Origin of the sequence: Paracoccus versutus (assembly GCF_000763885.1) — a bacterium.
Taxonomy (GTDB): domain Bacteria; phylum Pseudomonadota; class Alphaproteobacteria; order Rhodobacterales; family Rhodobacteraceae; genus Paracoccus; species Paracoccus versutus.
The window spans coordinates 20,556-40,103 of sequence record NZ_JRKO01000029.1; the positions used below are offsets into that span (position 1 = coordinate 20,556).

Below are 19,548 nucleotides of genomic sequence, written 5' to 3' on the forward strand. Positions count from 1 at the left end.
GCAGCGGCCGCCCCTCGGGGTCATTCCCACTCGATCGTGCCCGGTGGCTTCGAGGTGATGTCATAGGTGCAGCGGTTGATGCCCTTGACCTCGTTGATGATCCGCGTCGCGGTCTCGCCCAGGAACTGGTGGCTGAAGGGATAGTAATCCGCCGTCATGCCATCGACCGAGGTCACCGCGCGCAAGGCGCAGGCATAGTCGTAGGTGCGCCCGTCGCCCATGACGCCGACGGTGCGGACGGGAAGGATGGCGACGAAGGCCTGCCAGATCTCGTCGTAAAGCCCGTGCTTGCGGATCTGGTCGATGAAGACCGCATCCGCCTTGCGCAGGATCTCCAGCTTGTCGCGGGCGATCTCGCCCGGACAGCGGATGGCAAGGCCGGGACCGGGAAAGGGATGGCGGCCGATGAATTTCTCGGGCAGGCTGAGTTCGCGGCCAAGCGCGCGGACCTCGTCCTTGAAGAGTTCGCGCAGCGGCTCGACCAGCTTCAGCCCCATCTTCTCGGGCAAGCCGCCGACGTTGTGGTGGCTCTTGATCGTGACCGAGGGCCCGCCCGAGAAGCTGACCGATTCGATCACGTCGGGGTAAAGCGTGCCCTGGGCCAGGAATTCCGCGCCTTCGATCCCGCTCGCGTATTTCTGGAACACGTCGATGAACAGCTTGCCGATGGTCTTGCGCTTGACCTCGGGGTCGCTGACGCCTTCCAGAGCCGACAGGAACAGCTCGCTCTCGTCGGCATGGATCAGCGGGATGTTGTAGTTGTCGCGGAACATGGTCACGACTTCCTCGGCCTCGTTCAGCCGCAAAAGCCCGTGATCGACGAAGACGCAGGTCAGCTGGTCGCCAATCGCCTCGTGGATCAGCACCGCGGCGACCGAACTGTCGACGCCGCCCGAAAGCCCGCAGATCACCCGCTTGTCCCCGACCTGCTCGCGGATCTTGCGGATCGCCTCCTGGCGATAGGAGGCCATGGTCCAGTCGCCGGTGAAGCCGGCCATGCGGACGAAGTTCTCCAGCATGATCCGGCCGTTCGGAGTGTGATGCACCTCGGGGTGGAACTGCACGGCGAAGAAGCGGCGCGCCTCGTCCGCGATCATGGCGAAGGGGGCATTGGGCGAGGTGCCGATGACCTCGAAGCCGGGCGCGAGCTGCGTCACCCGGTCGCCATGGCTCATCCAGACCTCCTCGCGGCCGGTCTCGAACAGGCCCGAGAAGATGCCGTCGCCCTTGTGGCCCTCGGCGGGTGCGATGAAGGCGCGGCCGTATTCGGCGTGATGGCCCGATTCGACGCGGCCGCCCAGCTGCTCCATCATCACCTGCTGGCCATAGCAGATGCCGAAGACCGGCACCCCCAGATCGAAAAGCCCCTGCGGCGCGCGCGGCGAATCCGCCTGCGTGACCGAGGCCGGCCCGCCCGACAGGATCACGGCCTGCGGGGCAAAGGCTTTCAGGAAGGCGTCGTCCACCGCGTTGAACGGGTGGATTTCGCAATAGACGTTCAGCTCGCGCAGGCGGCGCGCAATCAGCTGCGTGACCTGGGAGCCGAAATCGATGATGAGAAGGCGCTGATGCTGGGTCATGGCAAGGCTTTAGGCTGCGGCATGGCGCTTCGCAAGGGGGCTGACGCATCGCCGGCTGCACCGCCGCATGGGTATTTGAACAACAGAGAAGGCGACGGACCCCGATCGAGCCGCGCTGCCGGCAGAGGCGCGACGGCTGGCCTTCTCTGTTGTTCAAATACCCATGCAACGCCGCGGCAAGGGCCGTCAGCGCCAGAGAATCCCCAGGGCTTCGGCCGGGTCCGGTTCGGACCAGATCTCTGCCCCCAGCGCGATGAAATCGGCGACGGGGGCCAGCTGGCCGATCAGCGCGGGGGTCAGGGCGCCCTCGGCGACCACAGGGATCTCGATCATCTCGGACCACCATTGGAACAGGTCCAGCGGCGCGGTCTCGCCATGGCCGAGCGCGGTGGCGCCGCAGGGGCCGAAGCTGACGTAATCCGCCCCCGCCTCGGCCGCGTTCATGCCGTCGTGGCGCGAGGCGCCGCAGAAGGTGCCGACGATGGCGTCCTGCCCCAGTTCCTTGCGGGCATGGCGCACGCCGCGCGCGCCATTGGTCAGATGCACGCCGTCCAGCCCGTGGCGCTGCGCCAGCTGGACATGGTCCTCGATCACCACCGCCACGTCGCGGGCATGGGCGATCTCGCGCGCCAGATCGGCGATGCGGCCCAGCTCCTCCTCGGTGCCGGCGCCGGGGATGCGCAGGCAGGCGACGGGAAAGCGGTCCATGACCTCGGCCAGCATCGGGCCCAGCGTCGAGGCGGCCGCGCCGACCGGGGCGATCAGGTAGAGTTGCGGCGAATTGGGCTGGTCTGTCATGGCGCTGTCATCCCCTGGAGTTCCGCCAGCAGATAGCGCAGCGCCGCGCGCCTTGCCAGTGGGTCTGCGGAAGGATATGGCCGCGGCCATGGAACCGGCGATCATCCTTGTCCGCCCGCAGATGGGCGAAAACATCGGCGCGGCCGCGCGCGCCATGCTGAATTTCGGCCTGAGCGACATGCGCCTGGTGGCGCCGCGCGACGGCTGGCCGAACCCGCGCGCCGTGGCCATGGCCTCGGGCGCGGCCGGCCGGGTGCTGGACCGGGCGCGGGTTTTCGCGACCCTGGCCGAGGCGATGGCCGATGTCGATCACGCCTATGCCACCACCGCCCGCGGGCGCGAATTGACCAAGCCGGTACTGACCCCGGCCACGGCCATGGCGGATGCCCGCGGCCGGGTCGCGCAGGGCGGCCGGGTCGCGGTGATCTTCGGCCCCGAGCGCGCGGGGCTGGAGAACGAGGACGTGGCGCGCGCCAATGCCATCATCACCGTGCCGGTCAATCCCGACTTCCCCTCGCTGAACCTGGCGCAGGCGGTGCTGCTGGCCGGCTATGAATGGGCGCAGGACAGCCTGCCGCCCGAGCCCGCCCCGCATGGCCGCCGCCCCGATGGCGAGGTCCAGGCGACGCGGCTGGAGATCGAGCGACTGGCCGATCACTGGGAAGAGCGGCTGGACGAGGCCGGCTTCTTTTTCCCGCCCGAGAAGGCGCCGGCGATGAAGCTGACATTGCGCAACCTCTGGTCGCGGCTGCCCCTGACCCGCGCCGACACGCGCATCTTCCACGGCATGCTGCGGCAGTTGATCCGCCGCGGCTGATTGATTTCCGGGCGCGGGCGGGCCAAGGTCGCGCCCGATCGAGAAGGAAGCTGACATGGCAAGACGTCCCGTCTTTCAGGAAGTCACCGAGACGACCCCCCGCAGCACGCCGCCCACCGGCGGCATGATCGACGCCGGACCCAAGGGCGCGCGTGGCGCGATCCGCATCTGGCTGATCGTGCTGTTCGTCATGGTCGCGGCGATGATCGCGCTGGGCGGCGCGACGCGGCTGACCGGCTCGGGCCTGTCGATCACCGAATGGAAGCCGGTGACCGGGGCGATCCCGCCGATGGATGCCGCGACCTGGCAGGCCGAGTTCGACAAGTACCGGCAGATCCCGCAGTTCCAGCTGGTCAATTCCGACATGGACCTGGCGAGCTTCAAGCGGATCTATTGGTGGGAATGGTCGCACCGGCTGCTGGGGCGGCTGGTGGGACTGGTCTGGGCGGCGGGCTTCGTCTTTTTCCTGGCGACCAGGCGCATCCCCGCGGGCTGGGTGCCGCGGCTGCTGGGCCTGGGCGTGCTGGGCGGCGCGCAGGGCGCCATTGGCTGGTGGATGGTCCATTCGGGCCTGTCGGGCGAGATGGTGCGCGTGGCCTCCTATCGGCTGGCCACGCATCTGGGGCTGGCCTTCGCCATCCTGGGCATGATCGCCTGGCAGGTGCTGGCGCTGTCGCGATCCGAGGCGGCGCTGCTGCGCGCGCGCCGCGCGGGCGAGGGCAAGCTTTTCTCGATGACCACCGGGCTGATGCACCTGGCCTTCGTCCAGATCCTGCTGGGCGCGCTGGTGGCGGGGATCGACGCCGGGCGCATGTATACCGGCTGGCCCACCATGGGCGGCGAATGGATCCCGGCCGAGATCTGGGACGCGACGCTGGGCTGGCGCAACTTCTTCGAGAACCCGGCGCTGGTGCAGTTCATCCACCGCATGGTGGCCTATCTGCTGGCAATCTTTGCCGTGGTGGTGTTCCTGCGCGCCCGCCGCTCGCCGCATCCGGTGACGCGCGGCGCCTATGCCGCGATGATCGCGGCGGTCGCCGTGCAGGTGGCGCTGGGCATCATGAACGTGCTGCATGCCTCGCCGCTGGCTTTGGCACTGGCGCATCAGATCGGAGCCGTGGCACTGTTTACGCTGATCCTGCGCGCGCGCCACCATGCGCGCTATCCAATCGAAACTTCGGTCCGGGGGACTGTCCGATGAGCGCTTTCGACGATCTTCTCGCCTTCCAGCGCCAGACCGAGGCGCTGTCCTCGGTCGCCGAGCGGCTGGCCTGGGACCAGGAAACCGTGATGCCGCGGGGCGCCGTCGAGCAGCGCGCCGAGGAGATGGCGGCGATGGAAGCGGTGCTGCACGAGCGGCGCACCGATCCGCGCATCGGCGAATGGCTGGACCAGGCCGAGCCCGAGGACGACGAGGATGCCCGCGTCATCGAGCTGATCGCGCGCGACCATCGCCGCGCCTCGCGCATCCCGTCGCGGCTGGCGACGGAGCTGGCGCGGCAGACCTCGCTGGCGCAGGGCATCTGGGCTGATGCCCGCGCCAAGGACGCGCCCGAGGATTTCCTGCCGGCGCTGAACGACATCCTGATGCTGAAGCGCGAGGAAGCCTCGGCGCTGGCCGACGGCGGCGATCTTTACGACGCGCTGCTGGACGATTACGAGCCGGGCACCACCCAGGCCGAGATCGCGCAGCTGTTCGACGCCATGCGGCCGCGGCTGGTGGCGCTGCGCGAGGACGTGCTGGGCGCCGCCTTCCAGCCCGAGCCGCTGGCCGGGCATTTCCCGCAGGAGACCCAGTTGCGCCTGGCGCGCACCTGCGCCACCGCCTTCGGCTATGACTGGACGCGCGGGCGGATGGACATCGCCGTCCACCCGTTCAGCTCGGGGCGCTGGCAGGACAGCCGCATCACCACGCGGGTGGTCGAGGCCGATCCCTTCAACTGCCTCTATTCGACCATCCACGAGGTCGGGCATTCCAGCTATGAGCTGGGCATCGACAGCGACTATGCCTTTACGCCGCTCGGCCGCGGCGTCTCGATGGGGGCGCATGAAAGCCAGAGCCGGATCTACGAGAACCAGCTGGGCCGCAGCCGCGCCTTTGCCGGCTGGCTTTACCAGCGCATGTCGGACGCCTTCGGCGGGCTTTCGGTGCCCGATGCCGATGCCTTCTATGCCACCGTGAACCGCGTCACCCCCGGCTTCATCCGCACCGAGGCCGACGAGGTGCAATACAACCTGCACATCATGCTGCGCTTTGACCTGGAGCGCGACCTGATCGCCGGGCGGCTGGATGTCGAGGATCTGGTCGAGGCCTGGAACGCCCGCTTCCTGCGGGATTTCGGGGTGGCGGTGGACCGGCCGGCCAATGGCGTCTTGCAGGACGTGCATTGGGCGGTGGGGCTGTTCGGCTATTTCCCGACCTATGCGCTGGGGAACGTCTATGCCGGCTGCCTGCATGCCGCGCTGCGTGCCGCGGTGCCGGACCTGGACGAGGCGCTGGCGCGCGGCGAGGCCGACCCGGCCGTCGAATGGCTGCGCGAGAACGTCCAGCGCCATGGCGGGCTTTACCCGGTGCGCGAGCTGATCGGGCAGGCGACCGGGGCCGATGTCGGCGAAGGGCCGCTGCTCGACTACCTGGAAGAGAAATTCTCGGCCATCTACCGGCTTTGAGGCCGGATTCGGGTATTTGGGCAACGAAGAAGCCGGGCGCCGGGCATGGGGCGGCCGGTCTTTCCAAGCCAGGCGTTTTCCTGTATCAGGCGTCGATCCCAAGGACAGCACGGCATGAGTGACCCAGCCAGCAAGCCCGCCCCGGCGGTGAAGAAGCTTTTCATCAAGACCTATGGCTGCCAGATGAACGTCTATGACAGCCAGCGCATGGCCGAAGCCATGGGCGCCGAGGGCTATGTCCTGACCGAGAACCAGGCGGACGCCGACATGGTGCTGCTGAACACCTGCCATATCCGGGAAAAGGCGGCCGAGAAGCTGTATTCCGACCTGGGCCGGCTGAAGCCGCTGAAGGCGGAGAAGCCCGACCTGAAGATCGGCGTCGCCGGCTGCGTCGCCCAGGCCGAGGGCGGCGAGATCCAGCGCCGCATGCCCATCGTCGACCTGGTGGTGGGGCCGCAGGCCTATCACCGGCTGCCGGCCATGGTGCGGGCGGGCGGCGGGGTCGATACCGAGTTCCCGGCCGAGGACAAGTTCGAGCATCTGCCGAAGCCCGCCGCCACCCGGCGCGCGCCCGCCGCCTTCCTGACCGTGCAGGAGGGCTGCGACAAGTTCTGCGCCTTTTGCGTGGTGCCCTATACCCGCGGGGCCGAGGTTTCGCGCCCAGTCTCGCGCATCCTTTCGGAGGCGCGCGACCTGGTCGGGCGCGGCGTGCGCGAGATCACGCTTCTGGGCCAGAACGTCAACGGCTGGCATGGCGAGGGGCCGGAGGGGGCCGAATGGGGCTTTGGCCGGCTGATCCGGGCGATCGCGGAGATCGACGGGCTGGACCGCATCCGCTATACCACCAGCCACCCGAACGACATGGCCGACGACCTGATCGCGGCGCATCGCGACGAGCCGAAGCTGATGCCCTATCTGCACCTGCCGGTGCAGTCGGGTTCGGATCGCATCCTGAAGGCGATGAACCGCCGCCACACGGTGGACCAGTATCTGCGGCTGATCGAGCGTATCCGCGAGGCGCGGCCCGACATCATGCTGACCAGCGATTTCATCGTCGGCTTCCCCGGCGAGACCGACCGGGACCACCAGGACACGCTGGATCTGGTGCGGGCGGTGAATTTCGGCACCGCCTTCAGCTTCAAGTATTCGCCCCGCCCCGGCACCCCGGCCTATGAGCGGCCCGAGGTCGAGGGCGCCGTGGCCGATGCGCGCCTGCAGGAATTGCAGGCGCTGCTGTCGAGCCAGCAGAAGGCGGCGCAGGAAGGCATGGTCGGGCGCGAGCTGGGCGTGCTGTTCGAAAAGCCCGGCCGCAATCCCGGCCAGATGGTCGGCAAGTCGGACTATCTGCACGCGGTCTTTGTCGAGGCGCCGGCGGCGAAGGTCGGCGACCTGGTGCGGGTGCGCATCACCCATAGCGCGCCGAACTCGCTGGCCGGGGTGCTGGCGGCCTGAAGGCCGGGCAGCCGGTTGGGACGGGAGCCGCCGGGTCAGACCGTGTCGAGGTAAAGCTCGACGGTTTCGTCGTCGGAAAGCTCGGCCATGTAGTGCAGTTCCTGCCGCTTGGTCATGACGAAATTCTCGATCAGATGCGCGGGGAAGATGCGCCGGATCTCGGGCGAGGTTTCGAAGGCGTCGATGGCCGCGCCCCAGCTGCCGGGAAGCTGCTCCAGCCCCTGCTCATAGGCATTGCCCTGGATCGGCGGCGGCGGCTCGGCCCCGTCCTCGATGCCGTTCAGCGCCGCGCCCAGCACCGCCGCGACGGTCAGGTAGGGGTTCACGTCGCCGCCCGCCACCCGATGCTCGATCCGCCGCGCCTTGGGCCCGGAGGAGGGGATGCGGATGGCCGAGGTGCGGTTTTCATAGGCCCAGCCGATGCCGGTCGGCGCATGGGCGTTCGGCACCAGCCGGTCGTAGCTGTTCTCGTGCGGGGCGAACAGCAGGGTCGAGCCGGGCATGGCGGCAAGGCAGCCGGCGACGGCATGGCGCAGCACGTCCGAGCCCTCGTCGCCGCCATTGTCGAAGACGTTGCGGCCCTGCGCGTCCAGCACCGAGAAATGCATGTGCATCCCCGAGCCGTTCCATGCCTCGTAGGGCTTGGCCATGAAGGAGCCGGCAAAGCCGTAGCGCCGGGCCAGCCCCTTGACCAGCAGCTTGAAGAGCCAGGCGTCGTCGGCGGCCTTCAGCGGGTCGGGCTGGTGCATCAGGTTGATTTCGAACTGGCCTGGCGCGGCTTCCGAAATCGCGGTATCCGCGGGGATGTCCATCGCCTCGCAGGCGTCGTAGAGCGCGGTAAAGAAACGGTCGAAGGCGTCGAGCGCGCGCAGGGACAGCGTTTCCGCCCCGGTGCGGCGCTTGCCCGAGCGCGGGCTGGGCGGCACCCGCAGCTGGCCGCCCGAATCGTCGATCAGGAAGAACTCCAGCTCGGTCGCGACCACCGGGGTCAGGCCGGCGGCCTTGTAGCGTTCGACCACGCGGGCCAGCGCCTGGCGGGGATCGCCCTCATAGGGGCGGCCGTCCAGATGGAACATCCAGATCGGCAGCAGGCCGGTCGGCGCCTCGAGCCAGGGCATGGGCATGAAGCCGCGCTCGGTCGGCAGCAGTAGCCCGTCGGGGTCGCCGGCCTGGAAGACCAGCGGGCTGTCCTCGATGTCCTCGCCCCAGATGTCCATGTTCAGGACCGAGAAGGGGAATTTGGTGCCCTCGGTCAGGATCTTGTCGGCAAAGCGTGCCGGGACGCGCTTGCCGCGCGCCACGCCGTTGAGGTCGGCGGCGGCGATGCGGATGGTCTTGACGTCGGGATGCTCGCGCAGCCAGTCCATGGGTCACCTGATGAGATTGGGCCTGTAACGGATCTTCTTCGCCGCGCCGGGAAGGTGGCGGTTCAGCCGCCGGTTCACCAGGCCGAACAGCGCGATCAGTCCCAGGGTCAGCAGCACGAAATAGCCCGCCACGATCGGATAGGCGATGAAGGGGTTGAAGGTCTTGTCGGCGAAATAATTGGCGTAATAAAGCGCGTCGCCCCGCTGCTGGAAGGCGGGGAAGCCGGAAAAGAACACCAGCGTCGTGGCGTGGAACAGGAAGATCGCCTCGTTGGTATAGGCGGGCCAGGCGAGCCGCATCGCGGTGGGCCAGACCACGCGGCGCCAGCGGGTCCAGCCGGCCATGCCATAGGCGTCGGCGGCCTCCAACTCGCCCTTGGGCAGGTTGCGCAGCGCGCCGTAGAAGATCTCGGCCGAATAGGCGGCGGTGTTCAGCATCAGCACCAGCAGCGCCCCGGCCCAGGCGCGGGTCATCCAGCTGGTCTGCACGGTAATGCCCAGCACGTCGATGCCGGCGCGCGGCAGCTGCACCAGCAGCTCATAGGCCAGGAAGAACTGGATGAAGAGGGGGCTGCCGCGGAACAGGAAGATGAACCACTCGGCCGGCTTCCTGGCCCAGGGGTTGCGGCTGGCCTTGGCCACGGCCAGCGCATTGGCCAGGAAAAAGCCGAAAAGCAGCGCCAGCGCGGCGAAATAGACGTTCCAGATCAGGCCCGAGCCGATCAGCGTGACCTGCTCGCACAGGGTAAATCCGCTGCGCGGCAGCAGCCTTTCACCCAGGCCAAGCGACCGCAGCCCATAATCCTGGATGGTTTGCAGGCATTGGTTCATGTCGCGGCCTTTCGCATCGCCTCGCCGGCGGCGGTGGCCTGGCCCCGCGACAGCCTGGCCCGGATGCGGTCGAAGATCCGCTCCGATCCCCAGGTCATCAGCAGGTAGAAGACCAGGATGGCCAGGAAATAGTAAAGCCGCCAGTCGGGATGCGGATAGGCATAGGCGCGGGTCTTGGCGCCGCCCAGTTCGCGCGCCCAATAGACGATGTCCTCGACCCCCAGCACGAACAGCAGCGGCGTGGCCTTGATCAGGATCATCCACAGGTTCGCCAGGCCCGGCAGGGCATAGGTCCACATCTGCGGCACCAGGATGCGCCGGTTCACCTGGCGCGGGGTCATGCCGTAGGCCTCGGCGGTTTCCAGCTGTGCGCGCGGCACCGCGTTCATCGCGCCATGCAGCACATTGGCCGCGAAGGCGCCGAAGACCACGGCAAAGGCGATCACCGCCAGGAAGATGCCATAGGCCTGATGCACCCATTCCGGGCTGGTCGAAAGCGGCAGCTTGGCCGCGGCGCAGACGATGAACTCATTGCCCTGCCGCACCGGCACCGAGGGGTCGCAATAGACGCGCGAGCGCAGCCATTCGAAGCCCTGGTCCAGCGCGATGGGCACGAAGAGAAAGAAGATGATGTCGGGCACGCCGCGCACCATCGAGGTATAGATGCGGCCGAACCAGCGCACACCGGCGATGCGCGAGCGCGAGGCCATGGCGCCGCCGAAGCCGAAAAGCAGCGCCACCGGCGCGGTGATCGCCAGCAGCAACAGCACCGTGCCGAAGCTGGCATAGAACAGCATGTGGTTGCCGGTCGTCAGATAGCATGACAACCAGGCAAGCCCTTGCAGGGCAGAGGGGTCGGTGCAATGGGAAAGCATCATGCCGCCGGTTTGGCCGCCGCGGCAGGGACCGCGGCGGCATCAGTGATGTCATTCGTAGGTCTGCGCATCCTCGCCGAAATGCGTCTTGATCAGCGCGTTCAGGCTGCCGTCCTGCTTCATCGCGGCGATCGCCCCGTTCAGCTTTTCGCGCAGCTCGTTGTCGGACTGGCGCACGCCGATGCCGATGCCCTCGTCCAGCCGGACCTGCTCGCCCACGAAGATCAGGTCGTCGCTGTCCTCGACGAAGGGGCGCATGACCTCGTGGTCGCCGAAGGCCGCATCGGCCTCGCCATTGCGGACGGCGGCGAAGACCTGGTCGATGTTGGGGTATTCCAGCATCGTGGCCTGGGTGTCGGCGATATGGGACGCCTGGACCGTGCCGGTCTGCACCGCGACAATGCCGGTTTCCAGGTTCGCCCCCTCGTCCAGCGCTACATAGGAGGAGGGCGCCGGCGGCAGGTAATCCTCGGTAAAGGCGATGACCTGCTTGCGTTCCTCGTTGATGCTCATCGCCGCCATGATGGCGTCATAGTTCGAGGATACCAGGTTGGGGATGATCGAATCCCAGTCGTTCTTGACCCAGGTGCATTGCAGTTCGGCCCGCTTGCACAACTCGTTGCCCAGATCGACCTCGAAACCGGCGACCTGGCCCTGGTCGTTGATGAGGTTGTAGGGAGGATAGGCGCCCTCGGTGGCGATGCGCACCGTCTGGGCCATGCCCATGCCCGCGGTCAGCGCGAAGGCTGCGGCGGCAAGCGTCAGTTTCTTCATGTCCTTGCTCTCCTGTCGGTTCTTTCATTCGGCCATGGTGGCGCTCAGGAACTGGCGCAGCCGCTCGGACCGCGGCGCGCCGAAAAGCTGCGCTGGCGGTCCCTCTTCCTCGATCCGGCCCTGATGCAGGAAGACGACGTGATCGCTGACATCGGCCGCCAGCCGCATGTCATGGGTGACAAGCAGCATGGTGCGATGCTCGGCCGCCAGATCCTTGATGACCCGCACCACTTCCTGCTGCAATTCGGGGTCGAGCGCGCTGGTCGGTTCGTCCAGAAGCAGCGCCCTGGGCTCCATGCACAGCGCGCGGGCGATGGCGGCGCGCTGCTGCTGGCCGCCCGAAAGCTGCGCCGGCCAGGCGTCGGCCTTGTCGCCGATGCCGACCTTGGCCAGCAATTCGCGCGCCCGTGCCTCGACCTGCCGCGCATCGCGCTTCAGCACATGGACCGGCGCCTCCATGACGTTTTGCAGGATGGTCATGTGCGACCACAGGTTGAACTGCTGGAACACCATGGACAGGTTGGTGCGCAGCCGCGTCACCTGCGCCCGGTCGGCGGGCACGCGGGCCAACCCGGTGCCGCGCCATTTCACCGCCTCGCCCTCGAACAGGATCTCGCCCTGCTGGCTGTCCTCGAGCAGGTTGCAGCAGCGCAGCAGCGTGGACTTGCCCGAGCCGGACGAGCCGATCAGGCTGATGACATGGCCGCGCGGCGCCGCCAGGCTGACGCCGCGGATGACCTGAAGCGGGCCATAGGCCTTGTGCAGATCCCTGATTTCTATCACCGGCACCCGCGCAGGATCGGCGGCGGGATCGGCGGCCGTGACGGGGGCGGCCATGGTCGGTTCTGTCTGGCTCATGGGAATATGAGGCGATATTTGCCGCGCGATTGCAACGCTTTCGTCGCGGGCCTTGCCGGCAGGGCAGGGGCGTGGATCGCCCCGGCAAGGGGCTGAGACGGCGGGTTGGGGCGGGGTTGCGCGTTCACTTGCCCGACAGCCCCAGATCGTCCAGCGCCCTTTGCCGCGCCAAGGCCGAATCGCGGTCGTTCACGCCCAGAAGGCCGGCCACCAGCCGCACCAGCGATTCCTCGTGGGCGCTGCGGGCGCCGTCGGCATAGGCGATCTCCCACAGGGCGGCGACGATCTCCTGGCGGTCATGCAGGTCGACGCGCTCCTTGATGGTGCGGGTGAAGCGGACGGTATCGGGCGCCTCGGCCTCGATCATCTCGGCCGCGGCGCGTCGTTCGGCCGCCTCGGCGGCGCCAAGGCCGCGGCGCCGGGCCAGCACCTGGTCGATGCGCTGCTGCTCGGCCGCGCCGTAATGGTCGTCGGCGCGCGCCAGCCGCACCAGCAGCGAGGCGATGGCGACCTCGGCATCCTGGCCGCTCAGGTGGGCGGAATCGGGGCGGTCGGCGAAAAGCCGGCTCAGAAGATTGCGAAACATGACCGGATATTAGGGTATTTTGGCGGCGCAACAATATCCCGCGCGAAATTTGTCAGGCAGATTCCCAGCCCTCGACGATGGCCAGGTCGGCGATCGAGCAGGGCTGCCGCAAGGCGAGCGCCGCCTGGTATTCCGGGCTGCGATAGCAGGCGCGGGCGGTTTCCAGGTCGGGAAACTCGATCACCACCGTGCGCGGGCGCATCTGGCCCTCGACCACCTCGAGCGCGCCGCCGCGCACCAGGAAACGCGCGCCATAGCGGTCAAAGGCGGCGGCATTGGCCTGGCGATAGGCTTCGTATGCGGCGGGGTCGTCGACCGTGACATGGCCGATCCAATAGGCTTTGGGCATGGCGGGCTCCTTGCGGCTGATCCGTGCCGATCATGCCGCGCGGGGCCGCCGCCGCAAGCCCGATCCCGCCCTAGTAACGTTGCGGCACGTAAAGCTCGGGCGGCAGCACCTCGCGCTCGTAATCGGGGTTGAAGACCCGGTCGGGCAGGGTGATCTCCTCATGCGGGACCGGGCCGTAGGGCACCATGGTCAAAAGATGCGCCATGCAGTTCAGGCGCGCCCGCTTCTTGTCGTTGCCGGGCACGATATACCAGGGCGCCTCGGGGATATTGGTGCGCTCGAACATGTCCTCCTTGGCCTTGGTGTAATCCTCCCAGCGGATGCGGGATTGCAGGTCCATCGGCGACAGCTTCCACTGTTTCAGCGGGTCGTGGATGCGCATCAGGAAGCGCATCTGCTGTTCCTCGTCGGTGATCGAGAACCAGTATTTCACCAGACGGATGCCGGAACGCACCAGCATCCGCTCGAATTCCGGGACGTCGTCGAAGAATTGCTGCACTTCGTCCTCGGAGGCGAAGCCCATGACCCGCTCGACCCCGGCGCGGTTGTACCAGCTGCGGTCGAACAGCACGATCTCGCCCCCGGCCGGCAGGTGCGGGACGTAGCGCTGGAAATACCATTGCGTCTTTTCGCGGTCCGAAGGGGCGGGCAGGGCCACCACGCGGGCGACGCGCGGGTTCAGGCGCTGGGTGATGCGCTTGATGGCGCCGCCCTTGCCGGCGCTGTCGCGGCCTTCGAAGATCACCACCACCTTTTCCTTGTGATGGGCCACCCAGTCCTGCAGCTTGATGAGCTCCGCCTGAAGCCGCAGCAGCTCGCGGAAATAGTCGGCGCGCGGCATCTGGTCGGGATGGGTGTCGCGATAGATGCGGGCGATTTCCTGGGACAGGACCGCATCCTCCATCTCGATCTCGAAATCCTCGTCGAGCGTGTCCTGAAGTTCGGCTTCAAGCCAGTCCTTGGGTGTCTGGTCCTGCATGGGGATCTCCTGCTGCGCTTGCCTGCGATCTAGCCTTGCAATGTGACAATCCTGTGTCGCCCCTCAGAACAGCCCGGCGCAGTCGCGGGTGACGCCGAAGGCGAAGCCGCCGCCGCTGGCATCGGCCACCGTGCCGCACCAGCGCCCGTCGCTGGAAAACAGGCTCTTGCTGCCCTTGGGGCGATAGGCGACGCGCTTGCCGCCCAGGTCGAACAGGTTCAGCGTGCCCGCGCCGTTCGGGGCGTAATAGCCGACGACCGAGCCGTCCGCGGTGAAGATCACCCGCTTCTCATTGGCCGGGTTGCGCGGCGAATTGGCATAGCGCGAGGCGCTGTTGGCCGGGCTTGCCGCCGAATTGGCGGCCGCATGCGGCGAGTTCGCCTGCCGCGAGGGCTGGTTCTGCGGCGCGCCCGGCCCAAGGTCGAAGGGCAGGCGCGTCTGGTCCAGCACGAACAGCGGCGCATCCGCCAGCGCGGGCAGGGCGCATAGCATCAGGACCGGAATCCGGGCAAGGCGCATGTCGGGACCGTCCATTGGATCCCGACACTATGGCGCGGCGCGGCGGTTCAGACCAGCCGCTCGTTCTCCATCGCGGCGCGGACGAAGCCGGCGAACAGCGGCGCGGGCTGGAACGGCTTGGATTTCAGCTCGGGGTGCGATTGCACGCCGATGAACCAGGGATGGTCGCGGTATTCCACCACCTCCGGCAGCCGCCCGTCCGGCGACATGCCCGAGAAGCTGAGCCCCGCCGCCTCCAGCTGGTTGCGGTATTTGGCGTCTACCTCGTAGCGGTGGCGGTGGCGGTCCTCGATCTCCAGCGCGCCGTCATAGACTTCCGAGATCTTCGAGCCCGGCGCCAGCACGGCGGTATAGGCGCCCAGCCGCATGGTGCCGCCCTTGTCGTCGCTCAGCTTGCGCTGCACGGTGTAATTGCCCTGCACCCATTCCTTGAGGTGATAGACGACGGGGGTGAAGCGGGTCTTGCCGGCCTCGTGGTCGAACTCCTCGGAACCCGCGTCGGGCATGTCGGCCAGGTTCCGCGCCGCCTCGATCACCGCCATCTGCATGCCCAGGCAGATGCCCAAGTAGGGCACCTTCTTCTCGCGCGCATATTTCGCCGCGGCGATCATGCCCTCGGTGCCGCGTTCGCCGAAGCCGCCGGGCACGATGATGCCGTTATAGCCGTCCAAGAGATGCGCGCCCTCGCCCTCCAGCTTTTCGCTGTCCACCCAATCGGCCTTGACGCGGACGCGATTGGCCATGCCGCCATGGGTCAGCGCCTCGGCGATGGATTTATAGGCATCCTCGAGCTGGGTGTATTTGCCGACGATGGCGATGCGGACCTGGCCCTCGGCATTGGTCAGCCGGTCCATCACGTCCTCCCACCGGGTCAGGTCGGGGCGCGGCGCCGGGCTGATCTGGAAGGCGTCCAGCACCGCCTGGTCCAGGCCCGCGCGGTGATAGGCCAGCGGCGCCTCGTAGATCGACTTCAGGTCATAGGCCGGGATCACCGCATCGGGGCGGACATTGCAGAACAGCGCGATCTTGGCGCGTTCCTTTTCCGGGATCGGCTGCTCGCTGCGGCAGACCAGCACGTCGGGGGCGATGCCGATCGAGCGCAGCTCCTTGACGGAATGCTGGGTCGGCTTGGTCTTCAGCTCGCCGCTTGCCGCCAGCCAGGGCAGCAGCGTCAGATGCACGAAGATGCATTGCCCGCGCGCGCGTTCCTGGGCGAATTGCCGGATCGCCTCGAAGAAGGGCAGGCCCTCGATGTCGCCCACGGTGCCGCCGATCTCGCAGAGCATGAAATCGACCTCGTCCTCGCCCACGGCCAGGAAGTCCTTGATCTCGTTGGTGACGTGGGGGATGACCTGGATGGTCTTGCCCAGATAGGCGCCGCGGCGTTCCTTTTCCAGCACGTTGGAATAGATCCGCCCCGACGAGACCGAGTCGGTCTTGCGCGCCGAGACGCCGGTGAAGCGTTCGTAATGGCCCAGGTCCAGGTCGGTCTCGGCGCCGTCGTCGGTGACGAAGACCTCGCCATGCTCGAAGGGGCTCATCGTGCCGGGATCGACGTTCAGATAGGGGTCGAGCTTGCGCAGCCGGACGGTAAAGCCGCGCGCCTGCAACAGCGCCCCCAGCGCCGCCGATGCCAGCCCCTTGCCGAGCGAGGAAACCACGCCGCCGGTGATGAAGATGTAACGCGCCATCGAGGGGCCCCCGTGAGTAATCCAATAAAAGATCGCGGCCCGAATCTGGGCGGCATCACGGGACTCGACTCATATCCGATTTGCCCCGTGGCCGCAACGGACCGCAAGTTGTTGTAAGGGGCGCCGGTCGCGCCCCCAAGTGTGGTGTCAGTTGTTGGCCGGTGCCGGGCTTTCCTGCGCCGGTGCAGCGGCCGGCGGCGTCACCGGCGCGGTCGCGGGGGCATTGCCCTCGGTCGGCGCAGCGGGCGTCGGGGCCGGGGTTTCGGCCGGGGTCTCGGCGGCGGGTGCAGGTGCGGTCGCAGGCGGTGCGACCGGCTGGCCGGCGCCCGGAACCACGGGCTGGCCCGCGCCGGGCGGCGGGACGTAGTCGCCGATGCCGGGCAGGCCGGTCGCCGGGGCCTGCTGGGTGCCGCCCAGGTTCAGCTGGTCCACGATCGAGCCGCTGGAGGCATTCTGCGCGGCGATCAGCGTCAGCGTCATCGAGGTGATGATGAAGCCGATGGCAAAGATCCAGGTCAGGCGCGACAGCGCATTGGCTGCCTGGCGGCCGGTCATGACGCCGCCTCCGCCACCGCCCATGCCAAGGCCGCCGCCTTCGGACCGCTGCAGCAGCACCACCCCGATCAGCAGCACGGCGAGGATCAGATGCACGGTAAGAACGACGTTTTCCACCACGGGGCCTTTCATTCAGCGACGCGCCTATCTAGTCACCAAGGCGCGGATTGGCAAGCGGGGGCTGGCATGGGCGCGTTGATGATCCAGGGAACCGGGTCGAATGTCGGGAAATCGCTGCTGGTGGCGGGGCTGTGCCGGGCCGCCAGGCTGCGCGGGATCAGCGTGGCGCCCTTCAAGCCGCAGAACATGTCGAACAATGCCGCCGTGACCCCGGACGGGGGCGAGATCGGCCGGGCGCAGGCGCTGCAGGCGCGGGCGGCGGGGCTGGCGCCCTCGGTCCACATGAACCCGGTGCTGCTGAAGCCCGAAACCGACCGCGCCGCGCAGGTGGTGGTGCAGGGCCGCGCCGTGGCGCGGGCCGCGGCGGCGGATTACGGCGCGCTCAAGGCGCAGCTGATGGGCGCGGTGCTGGACAGTTTTGCCCGGCTGCGCGCCGCGCATGACCTGGTGCTGGTCGAGGGCGCGGGCAGCCCGGCCGAGGTCAACCTGCGCGCCCGCGACATCGCCAACATGGGATTCGCCCGCGCCGCCGATGTTCCGGTGGTGCTGGCCGGCGACATCGACCGCGGCGGGGTGATCGCGCAGATCGTCGGCACCCAGGCGGTGATCGACCCGGCGGATGCGGCGATGATCCGCGGCTTCGTCATCAACCGCTTTCGCGGCGATCCCTCGCTTTTCGATGCCGGCCGGGTCTTTATCGCGCAGCGCACCGGCTGGCCGGACCTGGGCCTCGTGCCGTGGTTCGCCGATGCCGCGCTTTTGCCGGCCGAGGATGCGGTGGACCTGCGCCGCACCCGCGGCACGGGCGGGCTGCACATCGCCTGCCCGATGCTGTCGCGGATCGCGAATTTCGACGATCTCGACCCCTTGGCGGCCGAGCCGGGGGTGCGGCTGACCATGGTGCCGCCCGGACAGGCGCTGCCGGGCGATGCCGACCTGGTGGTCCTGCCGGGCACGAAATCGACGCGGGGCGACCTGGCCTTTCTGCGCCAGCAGGGCTGGGACGTGGACCTGGCCGCGCATCTGCGGCGCGGCGGGCGGTGCCTGGGCATCTGCGGCGGCTACCAGATGCTGGGCCGCTGGGTCCACGACCCCGAGGGGCATGACGGCGACTCCGGCAGCACCCCCGGCCTGGGCCTGCTGGACGTCGAGACCCGCATGGCGCCCGACAAGCGCCTGACGCGGGCCCAAGGCACCGCGCTTGGCCAGCCCGTCGAGGGCTACGAGATCCACATGGGCCGGACCGAGGGGCCGGACTGCGCCCGCCCCTTCGCCCATGTCCCCGGCCCGGACGGCGCCACCAGCCCCGACGGGCGCGTCGCCGGCACCTATCTGCACGGGCTGTTCTCGGGCGACGCTTTCCGTGCCGCCTGGCTTGGGCAGTTCGGCGCAGCTTCGGCGCTGGATTACGGCGCGGGGGTCGAGACGGTGCTGGACCGGCTGGCCGCGCATCTCGAGGCGCATCTGGACATCGACCAGATTTTCGCGCTGGCGCGCTAGGGACCGGATTTTCGCACTGGCGCGCGAGGGGCCGGCCCTTTGCGCCGGCGCGGCTAGAGGGTTTCCGCCAGGATGCGCTCGGCCTCGGCCAGGCAGGGGGTCAGGCGGGCGCGGTCCTCGCCGGGGAAGAAGCGGGCGCGCACCGCGGTGGGCATGGGCGCCGGCTCGGCGATGACGACGCGCGGGCCCAGGGATGCGTTCTCGGCCTGCCAGCTTTGGGCCAGGGCGATCTGCCCGGCCTTGGTCGCGCCATAGCTGCCGAAGAACTTCTGCCCGGCGCGCTTGTCGTCGAAGAACAGCGCCGTGCCCTGGCGGGCGCGCAACAGCGGCTCGATCAGGTTGAGCAGCCCGCGCGTGGCGACGATGTTCAGGTCGACCGATTTCTGGAAATCCTTGGCGTCGATATGCCCGGCCGGCGACAGCGGCGCGGCATGGATCGCCGTATGGGCCCAGAGATCGAGCCCGCCCCAGCGCTCCATCGCCGCCCGGACCATCTGCACCATGGCCTGCGGCTCGCCCACGTCCATCGGCGCCAGCGTGGCCGAGCCGCCGGCCTTGCGGATGCGGTCGTCCAGTTCCTCAAGCGCGCCGGTGGTGCGGGCGACGGCCAGGATATGCCAGCCGCGCGCGGCAAGGGTTTCGGCCAAAGCGGCGCCAAGGCCGCGCGAGGCGCCGGTGATCAGCGCGATTTTGTCATGCTCGGTCATGGTGCCGATTTCGCACCGGCCGCGGCGGCGCGCAAGCCCCTTGCAGCGGGGCTGCCGGCAACTGCGTCACATTGACCTTGCCGCCGCCCGCGGCGCTGATCGGGGGCTTTCAGTCGGGCTGCTGCAGCTTGGCCAGCGCGGACTGGCACATGCCCAGGCCCAGCCAGCGGCAGCCGTTGCAGATCCGCTCCAGGTCCCTGGGCTGCAGCCGCGCCGCGGCGCGGGCCTGGGCCTCGGCCCAGGTCATGCGCTGGCCTGGGCGGATGTCCAGCGCCGCGGCATGGCGCCGGTCCAGCCGGCTGATCCGGTCGTCCGCGGCGCAGCCCATGCCGCGCCGCGACGGGCAGGGGGCGCAGATCGAATCGGCCATGACGGTAAAGACCACCGGCACCTGCGGATCGGCGCGCAGCCGGCCCAGGACGACGGCGTTCATGTTCCGGGTGAACTCGGGCGAATAGCCGCGCCCCTGCCAGCCGATCGAGCAAAGCACGTGATGGGGGCGCAGCAGAACGGCCCCGGA

20 protein-coding genes are annotated in these 19,548 nt (G+C 68.4%); 5 read left to right on the plus strand and 15 right to left on the minus strand.

Annotated elements, in window-relative coordinates:
- Positions 1 to 20 precede the first annotated feature (20 nt).
- Positions 21 to 1,580 (minus strand): glutamine-hydrolyzing GMP synthase, encoded by a 1,560-nt coding sequence (gene guaA / locus IT40_RS14195; protein ID WP_036756355.1) that lies wholly within the window; start codon positions 1,578 to 1,580, stop codon positions 21 to 23.
- 186 nt (positions 1,581 to 1,766) lie between these two features.
- A complete protein-coding gene (locus IT40_RS14200) occupies positions 1,767 to 2,378 on the minus strand; it encodes a thiamine phosphate synthase (RefSeq protein WP_036756358.1) in 612 nt (203 codons plus the stop codon).
- A 76-nt stretch (positions 2,379 to 2,454) separates the two neighbouring features.
- On the opposite strand from IT40_RS14200, the gene IT40_RS14205 reads away from it, so the two are divergent.
- From IT40_RS14205 to miaB, 4 genes are all read left to right on the plus strand, one after another.
- Complete coding sequence (locus IT40_RS14205) at positions 2,455 to 3,195, plus strand: RNA methyltransferase (RefSeq protein WP_036756360.1); 741 nt, start codon at positions 2,455 to 2,457, stop codon at positions 3,193 to 3,195.
- Between the two features lie 55 nt (positions 3,196 to 3,250).
- Positions 3,251 to 4,396 carry a heme A synthase gene (ctaA, locus tag IT40_RS14210; RefSeq protein WP_036756363.1) on the plus strand — a complete coding sequence of 382 codons (1,146 nt, stop codon included), beginning with the start codon at positions 3,251 to 3,253 and terminating at the stop codon, positions 4,394 to 4,396.
- Positions 4,393 to 5,865 carry a carboxypeptidase M32 gene (locus tag IT40_RS14215; protein WP_036756366.1) on the plus strand — a complete coding sequence of 491 codons (1,473 nt, stop codon included), beginning with the start codon at positions 4,393 to 4,395 and terminating at the stop codon, positions 5,863 to 5,865. Before ctaA ends, IT40_RS14215 begins: the two co-directional genes overlap by 4 nt.
- A gap of 114 nt (positions 5,866 to 5,979) precedes the next feature.
- The gene (miaB, locus tag IT40_RS14220; protein ID WP_052095953.1) at positions 5,980 to 7,317 is read left to right on the plus strand and encodes a tRNA (N6-isopentenyl adenosine(37)-C2)-methylthiotransferase MiaB; all 1,338 of its coding nucleotides are present in this window, start codon (positions 5,980 to 5,982) and stop codon (positions 7,315 to 7,317) included.
- A gap of 35 nt (positions 7,318 to 7,352) precedes the next feature.
- Here the strand turns inward: miaB and IT40_RS14225 are convergent, their stop codons facing one another.
- The 11 genes from IT40_RS14225 to secG form a co-directional block, all read right to left on the minus strand.
- Entirely contained in the window at positions 7,353 to 8,684 is a 1,332-nt protein-coding gene (locus tag IT40_RS14225; RefSeq protein ID WP_036756372.1) for a glutamine synthetase family protein, read from the minus strand.
- A gap of 3 nt (positions 8,685 to 8,687) precedes the next feature.
- Positions 8,688 to 9,515, minus strand: a complete 828-nt coding sequence (locus IT40_RS14230; protein WP_036756374.1) for an ABC transporter permease — start codon at positions 9,513 to 9,515, stop codon at positions 8,688 to 8,690.
- Entirely contained in the window at positions 9,512 to 10,390 is an 879-nt protein-coding gene (locus IT40_RS14235; protein WP_036756452.1) for an ABC transporter permease, read from the minus strand. The genes IT40_RS14230 and IT40_RS14235 overlap by 4 nt, the downstream gene beginning before the upstream one ends.
- Positions 10,391 to 10,441: 51 nt before the next feature.
- The gene (locus IT40_RS14240) at positions 10,442 to 11,164 is read right to left on the minus strand and encodes a transporter substrate-binding domain-containing protein (RefSeq protein WP_036756377.1); all 723 of its coding nucleotides are present in this window, start codon (positions 11,162 to 11,164) and stop codon (positions 10,442 to 10,444) included.
- A gap of 24 nt (positions 11,165 to 11,188) precedes the next feature.
- Positions 11,189 to 12,001 carry an ABC transporter ATP-binding protein gene (locus tag IT40_RS14245; protein ID WP_052095955.1) on the minus strand — a complete coding sequence of 271 codons (813 nt, stop codon included), beginning with the start codon at positions 11,999 to 12,001 and terminating at the stop codon, positions 11,189 to 11,191.
- Between the two features lie 145 nt (positions 12,002 to 12,146).
- Positions 12,147 to 12,608 carry a tellurite resistance TerB family protein gene (locus IT40_RS14250; RefSeq protein WP_036756383.1) on the minus strand — a complete coding sequence of 154 codons (462 nt, stop codon included), beginning with the start codon at positions 12,606 to 12,608 and terminating at the stop codon, positions 12,147 to 12,149.
- A gap of 52 nt (positions 12,609 to 12,660) precedes the next feature.
- Entirely contained in the window at positions 12,661 to 12,957 is a 297-nt protein-coding gene (locus IT40_RS14255) for a DUF1330 domain-containing protein (RefSeq protein ID WP_036756385.1), read from the minus strand.
- Between the two features lie 70 nt (positions 12,958 to 13,027).
- Positions 13,028 to 13,936, minus strand: coding sequence for a polyphosphate kinase 2 (gene ppk2, locus IT40_RS14260; RefSeq protein ID WP_036756388.1), 909 nt, complete (start codon positions 13,934 to 13,936; stop codon positions 13,028 to 13,030).
- Between the two features lie 63 nt (positions 13,937 to 13,999).
- Positions 14,000 to 14,470, minus strand: a complete 471-nt coding sequence (locus IT40_RS14265; RefSeq protein WP_243700231.1) for a hypothetical protein — start codon at positions 14,468 to 14,470, stop codon at positions 14,000 to 14,002.
- Between the two features lie 32 nt (positions 14,471 to 14,502).
- Positions 14,503 to 16,146 carry a CTP synthase gene (locus IT40_RS14270; protein WP_036756391.1) on the minus strand — a complete coding sequence of 548 codons (1,644 nt, stop codon included), beginning with the start codon at positions 16,144 to 16,146 and terminating at the stop codon, positions 14,503 to 14,505.
- 147 nt (positions 16,147 to 16,293) lie between these two features.
- A complete protein-coding gene (gene secG / locus IT40_RS14275; RefSeq protein WP_036756454.1) occupies positions 16,294 to 16,818 on the minus strand; it encodes a preprotein translocase subunit SecG in 525 nt (174 codons plus the stop codon).
- 69 nt (positions 16,819 to 16,887) lie between these two features.
- Here secG and IT40_RS14280 point away from each other — a divergent pair, with 69 nt between their 5' ends.
- Complete coding sequence (locus IT40_RS14280) at positions 16,888 to 18,321, plus strand: cobyric acid synthase (RefSeq protein WP_036756394.1); 1,434 nt, start codon at positions 16,888 to 16,890, stop codon at positions 18,319 to 18,321.
- 53 nt (positions 18,322 to 18,374) lie between these two features.
- Here IT40_RS14280 and IT40_RS14285 read toward each other — a convergent pair whose 3' ends face one another.
- Both IT40_RS14285 and IT40_RS14290 read right to left on the minus strand, forming a co-directional pair.
- Positions 18,375 to 19,028, minus strand: coding sequence for an SDR family NAD(P)-dependent oxidoreductase (locus IT40_RS14285; RefSeq protein ID WP_036756397.1), 654 nt, complete (start codon positions 19,026 to 19,028; stop codon positions 18,375 to 18,377).
- A 109-nt stretch (positions 19,029 to 19,137) separates the two neighbouring features.
- Positions 19,138 to 19,518: a DUF1284 domain-containing protein gene (locus tag IT40_RS14290; protein WP_036756400.1), complete on the minus strand. Its 381-nt coding sequence runs from the start codon at positions 19,516 to 19,518 to the stop codon at positions 19,138 to 19,140.
- Between the last annotated feature and the right edge of the window lie 30 nt (positions 19,519 to 19,548).